The following is an 11379-nucleotide window of genomic DNA, read 5'->3' on the forward strand; positions in this document are numbered from 1 at the left end:
GACAAGAAAGGGGCCGTATGGACTTTAACTGGGAAGAATTTTTAGACCCCTATATTCAGACAGTTGGTGAATTGAAAATCAAACTGCGGGGGATTCGCAAGCAGTATCGCAAGGCTAATCGGCATTCTCCAATTGAGTTTGTCACAGGACGGGTAAAACCGATTGAATCCATTAAAGAAAAAATGGCCCTGCGACATATCAAATTGGAAAATCTTGCTCAAGATATGCAAGATATTGCCGGTCTTCGGATTATGGTTCAATTTGTGGACGACATTGAAGAAGTATTAGCTATTTTGCGGAAACGCAAGGATATGCAAATTGTGCATGAACGGGATTATATCAACAATATGAAAGCCTCTGGCTACCGTTCATATCATGTGGTGATTGAGTATCCTGTGGATACTATAAATGGCAACGAGACGGTTCTGGCAGAGATCCAGATTCGAACCCTTTCCATGAATTTCTGGGCTACAATTGAACATTCTCTGAATTATAAATATAAGGGGAATTTTCCAGAAGAAATCAAGAAACGCTTGGAAGTTACAGCAAAAATTGCCTATGAATTAGATGAGGAGATGCGAAAAATCCGCAACGACATTCAAGAAGCGCAGGCCTTATTTGATCCTGCCTATCGCAAACTGAATGACGGTGTGGGCAACAGTGATGATACAGATGAAGAATACAGGTAGAAAAAAAATCGCTCTGCTCGCTAGTCGAAATCCTAAGAGTGAAGCGGTGTCCAAAGAATTATGGACAAAGTTAAAAGAAGCAAATTTTATTTTGACTCCTAAAAATCCAGATATTGTCATTTCTATCGGTGGAGATGGGATGCTTTTATCTGCTTTTCACAAATATGAAAAGTTGATTGATCGTGTACGTTTTGTAGGAATTCACACGGGTCATTTGGGGTTTTATACAGATTATCGCGATTTTGAAGTGGACAAGCTGATTGAAAATCTTAAGCTTGATACAGGTGCTAGAGTATCGTATCCGATTTTAAATGTTAAGGTCAAGATGACAGATGGCCGCATTGTCGAGGCGCGTGCCTTAAATGAGGCGACAGTAAAACGTCTTTCTAAGACCATGGTCGCAGATATTATTATTAACAATGTGCCCTTCGAACGCTTTAGAGGGGATGGAATTTCGGTTTCAACGCCGACAGGCTCAACAGCTTATAACAAGTCATTAGGTGGTGCTGTTTTACATCCAACAATCGAGGCATTGCAGATTGCAGAAGTGGCAAGTTTGAACAATCGTGTTTACCGCACCTTGGGTTCATCCGTTGTTGTCCCTAAAAAAGACAAGATTGTGATTGAACCAAAGCATAGTGACCGTTACTCGATTGCGGTGGACAATAAGACTTTTGTCTATGACAACATTGAAAAAATTGAGTACCAGATTGATCAGTATAAGATTCACTTTGTTGCAACACCGAGTCATACTAGTTTTTGGAATCGTGTGAAGGATGCCTTTATTGGAGAGGTGGAGTAATGCGGTTTGAATTTATTGCGGACCAGCATACTAAAATTAAAACTTTTTTGAAAAAACACGGTGTTTCAAAAGGTTTGTTGGCCAAAATCAAGTACACAGGCGGCAATATTTGGGTCAATGATATCGAACGCAATGCAACTTACTTGCTAGATATTGGAGATAGGGTTACAATTGACATACCAGCTGAGGAGGATTTAACGGGAAGTTTGAAATCGATTTCTTATCCGCTGGATATCGTCTATGAAGACGACCATTTTCTGGCGATAAATAAGCCGGTTGGCTACGCCTCCATTCCTTCTGCCTTGCATTCATCCACAATCGCAAATTTTGTAAAAGGTTATCTTATTGAGCAGAATTATGAGAATAAGCAGGTTCATATTGTGACTCGTCTGGATAGGGATACATCAGGCGTCATGCTGTTTGCCAAGCACGGCTATGCCCACGCACGACTCGATAAGCAGTTACAGGCCAAGCTTATTCATAAACGTTATTATGCTTTGGTGAAGGGGAATGGGCAGCTAGAAGAGACAGGGGATATTATTGCCCCTATCGGTCGTCCAGAAGATAGCATCATTACTCGTTGTGTGACAAAGAATGGAAAATATGCTCATACTTCCTATCGTGTTGTACAATCTTGGGGAGATATTCATTTAGTAGATATTCAACTACATACTGGGCGGACTCATCAGATTCGTGTTCATTTTTCTCACATTGGATTTCCGTTGTTAGGAGATGATATGTATGGTGGAAGTTTGGAATGTGGGATAGAACGTCAAGCCTTACATTGTCATAATTTAGCCTTCGACAATCCTTTTTCAGCCGAAAGGATTGATTTGGAAGCACCGCTTCCTGAGGATTTTCAGGCTGTTATCAATCAGTTAATAAGTAAATAAATTTAAGGAGTTTGTTCATGAAAATTTTTGAGCAATTAGCTACAAAGCTAGAGGGTAAAAAAGTACGTATCGTATTGCCAGAAGGTGAAGAACCACGTATCTTGCAGGCGACAAAACGTTTGGTAAATGAGTCGGATGTAGTACCCGTCTTGCTTGGAAACCCAGATCGTATTAAGATTTACCTTGACATTGAAGGGATTACAGAAGGTTTTGAAATTATTGACCCAGCTCATTATGATAGATATGATGAGATGGTAGCTGCTTTGGTAGAGCGCCGTAAAGGTAAGGTGTCAGAAGAGCAGGCACATGAGTTGTTGAAAGATGTTAACTACTTTGGTGTTATGTTGGTATATATGGGCGTAGTAGAAGGTATGGTATCTGGTGCGATTCATTCAACCGCTTCAACAGTTCGTCCAGCTCTTCAAATCATTAAAACAGAGCCAGGTGTATCGAAAACATCAGGTGCCTTCTTGATGGTAAAAGGTGAAGAGCGTTATATTTTTGGTGACTGTGCTATCAACATTGATCCAGATGCTCAAACCTTGGCAGAAATCGCTATCAACTCAGCACGTACTGCTAAAATGTTTGGTATTGATCCCAAAGTAGCGATGCTCAGCTATTCTACAAAAGGCTCTGGTGCTGGTCCTAAAGTAGATAAGGTTGTTGAAGCTACAAAAATTGCTCAAAAATTGCGTCCTGAGTTGGATTTGGACGGTGAATTGCAATTTGATGCTGCCTTTGTTCCTACCACAGGTAAATTAAAAGCCCCAGGTTCGAGTGTTGCTGGTCAAGCGACTGTATTTATCTTCCCAGGTATCTCAGCTGGTAATATTGGTTATAAAATTGCCGAACGTATGGGTGGATTTGCAGCGGTAGGTCCTGTTTTACAAGGTTTGAATCAGCCTGTAAACGACTTGTCTCGTGGTTGTAACCCTGATGATGTTTACAACTTGACCTTGATTACTGCGGTTCAGGCTTTGGAGCACCGTTAATATGAAATTTTTATCACGATATTTTAAGGACTATATTAAGGAATCCATATTAGGTCCAGTTTTCAAACTATTGGAAGCTTGTTTTGAGCTTTTGGTACCATTAATTATCGCCTATATCGTTGATACAATTATTCCAAATGGCAGCCAGGGAAACCTGGTTGCTATGCTTTTTTTACTGGTTGGTCTAGCATGTATTGGAATTATTGTTTCACTAATAGCGCAATATTATTCAGCTAAAGCAGCGGTTGGAGTGACTAAAGAGCTGACGAATGACTTGTATCAGAAGGTTCTTTCCCTTCCCAAGTCTAGCCGAGATATTCTTTCCTCATCCAGCTTGCTGACACGATTGACCAGCGACACTTTACAAATTCAAACGGGTATTAATACTTTTCTTCGTTTGTTTTTACGTGCTCCAATTGTCGTATTTGGTTCGCTCATCATGGCATTCTATATTAGCCCAAGTCTATCTGCCTATTTTCTAGGAATGATTATCTTATTGATTTTTATAGTGACAGTCATTTCTGTTATGACCAGCCGTATTTATCAATCGATACGAAAAGAATTAGATGGTTTGGTGGGGCAGGTACGTGAGACAGTGACTGGTTGGCGAGTGATTCGTGCATTTGGACAAAGAGAGCGGGAAATTAAGGCTTTTCAAGGCATAAATCAGATTTATAAGAAGCAACAGTTGCAGGCAGGTTTTTGGTCTAGTCTTTTATCACCATTGACATTTTTAGTGGTCAACGGCACCTTACTCGTTCTCATCTGGCAGGGAAATATAGCCATTTCACACAATTTGTTGGAACAGGGGATGTTGGTCGCTCTCATCAACTACCTTCTTCAAATTTTAGTAGAATTGGTCAAGATGATTATGGTCGTGTCTACTCTCAACCAGACCTATATTTCAGCGCAACGTATTCAAGAGGTTTTTGACCAAACATCTGAGGATGTAGAGTCTAGTTTGCCAAAAGTGGTTAGTGAGGATAAGGAGATCATCTTTTCTGTGCGCCATCTTTCCTTTTCTTATCCAAAATCTGCTGAGGAGTCCCTGTCTGACATTGCTTTTGACTTACGTAAGGGACAGTTTATGGGAATTATCGGGGGAACTGGGTCAGGCAAGTCCACTCTAGTAGATTTATTGCAGGCACTCTATTCAGTGCCAACAAATCAGCTCTCTCTCTTCATTGACGGAAAAAGTCCCAAGAATTTAAAAGAATGGCGGCAGCGAATTGCTATCGTTCCGCAACAGGCTCAGCTTTTTGCTGGAACTATTCGTTCTAATCTATCTTTAGGATTGGAAGAAATATCTGATAGCGGTCTATGGTCTGCATTAGAAATTGCACAGGCTAAATCTTTCATAGAGGATAAAGGTGGTTTGGATAGCCCTGTCGAAGCCTTTGGGAAGAATTTTTCTGGTGGACAGCGTCAACGTTTGACCATTGCACGCGCTATTTTACAGAAAGCACCGATTTTAATCTTGGATGATGCAACATCTGCTCTGGATTATCTAACGGAGAGTCGGTTATTGGCTGCGATTTGTCGTGAATTGCCTGAGCAAACCTTAATAATGGTATCTCAGAGAACCAATAGTTTACGGACAGCTGATCAGATTTTAGTCTTGGAACAAGGGCGTCAAGTTGGACTTGGCCGTCATGAAGACTTGCTGAGAAGCTCTGCTATTTATCAAGAAATTCACCAATCGCAACAACAAGGAGAGGAGGATAGCTATGAGACAATCTAGTTTTAAGGAACTGGTCAGATTGGTTTTACGCCAGCCTCTTCGAATGTCCTTGATGTTGGTGGGAACTTTGGTGCAAGTGCTTCTGACAGTTTATCTGCCGATTTTGATTGGTCAGGCAGTCGATGCAGTATTGCTAGCAAATGGTCAGGTCTTGCTCGGTATCTTAGGCAAAATGGTGATGGTTATCTTGCTTAATACGCTGGTGCAATGGTACTTACCTTTGGTAACCAATCGCTTGGTTTACGGAATGGTGGCCGATTTGCGTGAACAGGTCTATGTGAAGCTGCACCAGATGCCCCTATCTTATCTTGATCGTCAATCAGTCGGTGATTTGGTGGCTCGTTTTTCAAGTGATAGTGAGCAATTAACAAATGGTCTCTTGATGATTTTCAATCAATTTTTCATTGGTATCTTGACCATTTTCCTAACTATTTTCACTATGGCTAGGCTTGACTTGACGATGATGTTGCTGGTTGTGGCATTAACTCCAGTTTCTCTGCTTGTGGCACGCTATATCGCTAAGAAATCCTATGGTTATTATAGACAACAGACTCAGGCACGTGGGAAGCAATCTCAGCATTTGGAAGAGTCCATCAGTCAATTGACACTGGTTCAATCTTTCAATGCTCAAGAGCAATTTACGCAAGGTTTTCAAGTTGTGAATGACCAGTATGCGACCTATTCCCAACAGGCCATCTTTGCCTCTTCAACGGTCAATCCAAGTACGCGGTTTATCAATGCTATTATTTATGCATTACTTGCAGGACTTGGCGCGCTGAGAATTATGGCAGGAAATTTTACAGTGGGGTCTCTGACAACCTTCCTCAATTATGCTAGTCAGTACAGCAAGCCTTTTAATGATATTTCCTCGGTCCTATCGGAATTGCAGAGCGCCTTAGCTTGTGCAGACAGGCTGTTTGCTATCTTAGCACTAGATAGCATTGATGATCAGGCTGAGCGGAAAATCGATTCGGAGGAGTTGAAGGGAGCTATTTCCTTTGACAATGTGTCTTTCTCCTACAACGCTGACCGTTCTCTGATTGAACATCTGGATATTGCTGTCAAAGCGGGACAAAAGGTAGCCATTGTTGGACCTACAGGTGCTGGTAAATCAACCATGATTAACCTGCTTATGCGTTTCTACGATGTAACAGCTGGTCAAATTACTTTAGATGGAGTTCCGATTAGCCAGTACAGTCGTGAGGATCTTCGCAGACAGATTGGGATGGTTTTACAGGAGACATGGATCAAATCTGGTACCATTCATGATAATATTGCCTATGGCTATCCAAATGCCACGCGGGAATTGGTCATTGAGGCGGCTAAGGCGGCTAATGCAGACTTCTTTATTCGTCAGCTTCCGCAGGGGTACGATACAGTTTTGGCAGATGGAGGTGAAGCCTTATCCCAGGGACAACGTCAGCTTTTGTCTATTGCGCGTGTCTTTGTTAAAATACCTAAAATCCTGATTTTAGATGAGGCGACTTCCTCTATTGATACACGGACAGAAATTTTAGTACAGGAAGCATTTGCCAAATTGATGGAAGGACGGACCAGCTTTATTATTGCTCATCGCCTATCAACCATTCAATCAGCTGACTTGATTTTGGTCATGGTGGACGGAAAAATTGTTGAACAAGGGAATCATAGAGAGTTGATGAAGAAGCAAGGCGTTTATTATCAAATGCAAACAAGTCAGCAGACAGAGGAGGATGAAAGTGTTAGATAAATTAAACTTACAACCGATTACGGTTTTAGATGACTATCAAGCTACAATGCTCAATGAGAAAGAGGTGCTACTGACTACTAAGGTGACGGAAAAATCTCTCAATCCATACGGCATAGCACATGGAGGCTTTCTTTTCACATTGGCAGATTCAGTTGCAGGTCTGACAACGGTAGCAAGGGGGGCTTATTCTGTTACCCTACAGTCCAATATCCATTATATGAAGGCAGCTAATCTTGGTGATACCTTATCCGTCACTGGTTCTTGCACACATGATGGAAGCAGGACAAAGGTCGTCGAAGTTAAGATAGAAAACCAAGATAAACAGCTACTTGCTTCAGCAAGCTTTACCATGTTTGTAACAGGCAAAGTAGAATAAAATTCTTCGAACATCAAAAACAGACAGTCTTGGCTAGATTTAGAGAAACAAATTCATTCGCTCAATCTCCAACCTCCAAAGTTTCCCAAACTATTGGAGGTTGTCTGATTTTGATTTTCATTGCTAAGTATAAACAAGATACGGGAGTTGGCAAAAGCTGGCTCCCTTTCTTTGTGTTATACTAGATGTATGTTAGATTTGAAAGAATATGGAATTGAAATGTGGCCGGAGGAAAAGATTCAATCTTTTCGCAAGGCACTCTTAGATTGGTATGATGCTAATAAACGTGACTTGCCTTGGAGAAGGACAAGGGACCCATATGCTATATGGGTTTCTGAAATCATGCTTCAACAGACAAGAGTAGACACGGTCATTCCTTATTATGAACGTTTTCTCCATCACTTGCCTACGATTAGTGATTTAGCACAAGCACCAGAGGAGGTCATTCTCAAACTCTGGGAGGGATTGGGCTATTATTCGCGCGTGCGGAATATGCAAAAGGCGGCTCAGCAAATGGTAGAAGATTTTGATGGGCAATTTCCGACCACGCATGCAGCCATTTCAAGCCTAAAGGGCATTGGTCCCTATACTGCTGGAGCAATTTCCAGTATTGCTTTTGACTTGCCAGAACCAGCGGTAGATGGCAATGTGATGCGAGTTCTCAGCCGCTTGTTTGAAGTTGATTATGATATTGGTTTGCCTGCCAATCGCAAGATTTTCCAAGCGATGATGGAGCTATTGATTGATCCAGAGCGACCGGGCGATTTCAACCAAGCCCTGATGGATCTGGGGTCGGATATTGAATCGCCAGTTAATCCACGTCCCCAGGACAGCCCAGTCAAAGCCTTTAGCGCAGCCTACTTAAACGGTACAATGGATAAGTATCCAATCAAAGCACCAAAGAAAAAGCCGATTCCCGTGGCCTACCAGGGATTTCTCATTAGAAATAAAGACAATCAATTTTTATTGGAAAAAAATAATGAAGCAGGTCTTCTATCAGGTTTCTGGTCTTTTCCGCTTTTGGAAAAAGGAGCAATCGTTGACAAACAAGTCTCTCTCTTTGAAGTTGCAGAAGAAGTTGTTGAGCCAGATATTCGGCAGAGCTTTACGGAACTTTATGGTCTGACTGTTGATTGGCAAGAGCAAGAATTTGGCATCGTCCAGCACATTTTTAGTCACCGCAAATGGCAGATAGAAATGGTAGAAGGTGTGGCAGAAACACTTAACCTGCCAGAATCAAAAGAATTGAAATGGGTTTCTGTAGAAGATTTTCCTACCTACCCATTTGCTAAGCCGCAACAAAAAATGTGGGAAACCTTCATCAAGGAAAAAGAAAAGCAAAAAAGTTGACTTTGGAGCACATAATTATTTGAAAGCGTTTTATAATAGTGGTATAATCTAATTGAAAAAAGGAAATAGTTAGTTAAGATGTTGAACGCCATCTGAATTGCTGAAAGGAGTTCTTTAGCGTTCGTAGAAGTGTATATACTATTAGCCATCTTTCTCTAATAAAAAGAGAGGGATGCTAGTAGGGGGAAAAGTCCGTTATCCCTGTTTTATATCTATTTGTGATATCCATTGTCAAATGCATAGCATTAACTCATTATTTAGCCTTGCTACCCGGTTCAATCAGAAGTAGGCTAAGATTATTCGTGTCGTAACTACTATGTGTTCAAGATGTTGTAACTTTTGAACATAACCTTAGAAAATCACAAAAACCTCTAGCGATTTTCATCATAATAAGCAATCTCCACACTTTAGACAAATAGTAAGAGGACAATCAAAGACATAAGGGTAGCAGAATAATTATTTAATCATTAACTTGTTGTCAAATAACTATCTGGTAATGGACTTTTCCAATTTGACATATAAAAGGGAGGCTGTCATAGCCTCCTTTTACTGTGCTTTTCAGTCTGTTTTTAGTAGGAAAAAACGCCAGCTATACGAACAGACTTTCCAAAACTAGATGGAGGAATGTAGCCAATATAACTAGTGATTAACTAGGTTTAGAAATCAATCTGGACTATAAATATCTACAACTTGACCAATAGGTCGAATATCGTCTTCTGGGCTAAAATAGATGTCATCATAGTCAGAATTGAGTGATTGCAAATAGTCACCTTTGAACTTTTTAACAAAATTTTCGCCATTGACTGAAAAAATTCCAATCGTATTTAGAGGAATATGAGGAGTTAGGCGAATGAAGAGATAGTCTCCATCCTTGATATGCGGAGCCATAGAATCTCCCACAACCTGAGCGATTGTATCATAAGATTGGTTATTCGGAATCTCATCGTTATAGAACGATACAAGATTGTTCATATCTATATCCTGCCAGTAACCTGTACCGGCAGAAACCTTACCAGGAACAGGTAATTCGATTCGCTCCCGGTAGTCATCCAAGTGAAGAATAGAAGCAGAAGGAGTAACTGAGGCAGTTTGCATAGCTGCTAACTGTTCTTGACCAAAAGTTAACCATCGTGCATGGAAATCACCTTTTAATTCATTGTCCAAGGTTTGAACCTCTGGATGAATAGGCTGTTGAAAGAGTTTAAATTGGGAAGGAGTAATCGTTAAAGCTATATCCTGATTGGAATCTAGTTGCTCGATTAGTTCACCAACCGATATAGTCATGCCCTTAGCGATTTTTTCTAGCGTATCCATCGTTGGCAGGAGAGCTTTTTTGGTTTTGGGATGCTGGTTCTTTTCCAACATAGAAATATAGCCTTTTGTTAAACCAGATAATTCAGCGAATTTATCCATTGATAATTTATTCTTGCTTCGGTATTCTTTTAAAATATCACCTAAAATCATGGTTGTCTCCTTATCTGTTTAACTAATTATACCATTAAAAAATATTTTTTGCAAATTTTGTTTAACATGTTTGACAAAAAATCAAAACGGTGTTATGATAATCTCACAAAAAGAAAAATAGGAGTCGCAAATGAAAAGGATGACAGAGATTTCTTGGAATGATATTTATAAAGAGTGGGAAACCTATGCTAATCATTTTGGTTTGACGACTCCGATAAATGCTGAAAAATTGCGAGAACAGAAATCGAAGGATTTTGGAAAAGGAAGTCTGATTACGCTGGACTTATTAGCCGATTACGATACTGATTCTGAGAAGACCGCAGCTATTTGGGTAGCTTCATTTTGTAGAGATTTAATACAAGATTACGCATATTTACTAAATGGTAGAGCCTATCTTACAGTCAATCAGATTTACTTTCAGGCACTCAAACAATTCCAGTCAGAAGCAGTAATATGGTCAAAACCTCTCACACGATTGCAACCGAAATTATTTGTATCTTATCGTTTGTTGGAAAATCTTGATTTAAGTCATTATTCTTGTGTAGTAGAGTTAGCAATGTTGCAGGCTAGTATGGTTCGGACACAGATATTAGAAAAGTAATTATAATAGGAGAATGAAAATGTTTAATTTGTTGAATAAGAATGCTGAAGTATCAAAAGTTGCAGAGTATTGGAATGATACTTTGATAGAAAGAGGAATTTTGAGCGCTGATGAATTGCTTGAAGGAAAATGTTGGAGATGTAAAAGTTCTCATGGTGTAGCTGTGTGTCAGATTGTATCAAGCAAATGGAGCAAGGATACGAGCCTGGCTAATGAGATGGTCCTCTGTCTATCCTGTCAGCATGAAAAACCTAATGTAGCTGATACAGAAATTGTGTGGCAATGGTTAGAAGTTGAGAATAATGAACGTTACTGGACTCTACAAGGTATGGCAGAATATGAGAAAATGTATAAAAAATCAGTACTTCAAGAGTTATGGGATATGGGAATTAGAGATGGTGAAGAAGTCGAGACGCTTGTAAATAAAGTAACTAGCCTTTCTCGTAAGAATGATATTGTTTTAAATAGAGCAACCTTAGCAGGATTATTTCGCTGTGAAATTGAACAAATGCGTCGAAAGGCCTTTCTAAATTGGACAGGAATTTTTAAGCTAGTCAGTTAACCGATACAGTTGTAGGAAAACATCTCATGCTGATTGGAGTAACAGATAAATAAAAACATACTAAGATTAGTAGTGAGGAAATCTCCGACGGGAGAAAGTACTCACTACTTTTTCTTTATGTTAAAGTAGAGGTGTCTTGTTAAGTCGAGGGTGCTTTTGACGCTAGACGTCGCAATAAAA

At 40.1% G+C, this 11379-nt stretch carries 11 protein-coding genes; 10 read left to right on the forward strand and 1 reads right to left on the reverse strand.

The features are described from left to right. Positions 1-17: 17 nt before the first annotated feature. The 8 genes from K5Q29_RS01515 (at position 18) to mutY (ending at position 8572) form a co-directional block, all read left to right on the forward strand. Positions 18-689: a GTP pyrophosphokinase family protein gene (locus K5Q29_RS01515; protein WP_002935242.1), complete on the forward strand. Its 672-nt coding sequence runs from the start codon at positions 18-20 to the stop codon at positions 687-689. Then, positions 673-1491 (forward strand): NAD kinase, encoded by an 819-nt coding sequence (locus K5Q29_RS01520; RefSeq protein WP_105139905.1) that lies wholly within the window; start codon positions 673-675, stop codon positions 1489-1491. The genes K5Q29_RS01515 and K5Q29_RS01520 overlap by 17 nt, the downstream gene beginning before the upstream one ends. Then, a complete protein-coding gene (locus K5Q29_RS01525) occupies positions 1491-2384 on the forward strand; it encodes an RluA family pseudouridine synthase (protein WP_105139904.1) in 894 nt (297 codons plus the stop codon). Before K5Q29_RS01520 ends, K5Q29_RS01525 begins: the two co-directional genes overlap by 1 nt. A 17-nt stretch (positions 2385-2401) precedes the next feature. Beyond that, positions 2402-3376, forward strand: a complete 975-nt coding sequence (gene pta, locus K5Q29_RS01530) for a phosphate acetyltransferase (protein ID WP_002935239.1) — start codon at positions 2402-2404, stop codon at positions 3374-3376. Position 3377: 1 nt separating this feature from the next. Continuing rightward, a complete protein-coding gene (locus tag K5Q29_RS01535) occupies positions 3378-5117 on the forward strand; it encodes an ABC transporter ATP-binding protein (protein ID WP_105139903.1) in 1740 nt (579 codons plus the stop codon). After that, a complete protein-coding gene (locus tag K5Q29_RS01540; RefSeq protein ID WP_105139902.1) occupies positions 5104-6846 on the forward strand; it encodes an ABC transporter ATP-binding protein in 1743 nt (580 codons plus the stop codon). Before K5Q29_RS01535 ends, K5Q29_RS01540 begins: the two co-directional genes overlap by 14 nt. Next, positions 6830-7222 carry a PaaI family thioesterase gene (locus K5Q29_RS01545; RefSeq protein ID WP_029751010.1) on the forward strand — a complete coding sequence of 131 codons (393 nt, stop codon included), beginning with the start codon at positions 6830-6832 and terminating at the stop codon, positions 7220-7222. The genes K5Q29_RS01540 and K5Q29_RS01545 overlap by 17 nt, the downstream gene beginning before the upstream one ends. Before the next feature lie 189 nt (positions 7223-7411). After that, positions 7412-8572 carry an A/G-specific adenine glycosylase gene (gene mutY / locus K5Q29_RS01550; protein ID WP_172699874.1) on the forward strand — a complete coding sequence of 387 codons (1161 nt, stop codon included), beginning with the start codon at positions 7412-7414 and terminating at the stop codon, positions 8570-8572. Positions 8573-9235: 663 nt separating this feature from the next. Here the strand turns inward: mutY and K5Q29_RS01555 are convergent. Further along, complete coding sequence (locus K5Q29_RS01555; protein ID WP_105139900.1) at positions 9236-10036, reverse strand: XRE family transcriptional regulator; 801 nt, start codon at positions 10034-10036, stop codon at positions 9236-9238. A gap of 130 nt (positions 10037-10166) precedes the next feature. Here K5Q29_RS01555 and K5Q29_RS01560 point away from each other — a divergent pair, with 130 nt between their 5' ends. After that, complete coding sequence (locus tag K5Q29_RS01560; protein WP_105139899.1) at positions 10167-10637, forward strand: hypothetical protein; 471 nt, start codon at positions 10167-10169, stop codon at positions 10635-10637. A gap of 19 nt (positions 10638-10656) precedes the next feature. Then, the gene (locus tag K5Q29_RS01565; protein ID WP_105139898.1) at positions 10657-11199 is read left to right on the forward strand and encodes a hypothetical protein; all 543 of its coding nucleotides are present in this window, start codon (positions 10657-10659) and stop codon (positions 11197-11199) included. Positions 11200-11379 lie beyond the last annotated feature (180 nt).

This window comes from Streptococcus sp. 2018037, assembly GCF_019754195.1.
In the GTDB taxonomy this organism is placed as follows: domain Bacteria; phylum Bacillota; class Bacilli; order Lactobacillales; family Streptococcaceae; genus Streptococcus; species Streptococcus hashimotonensis.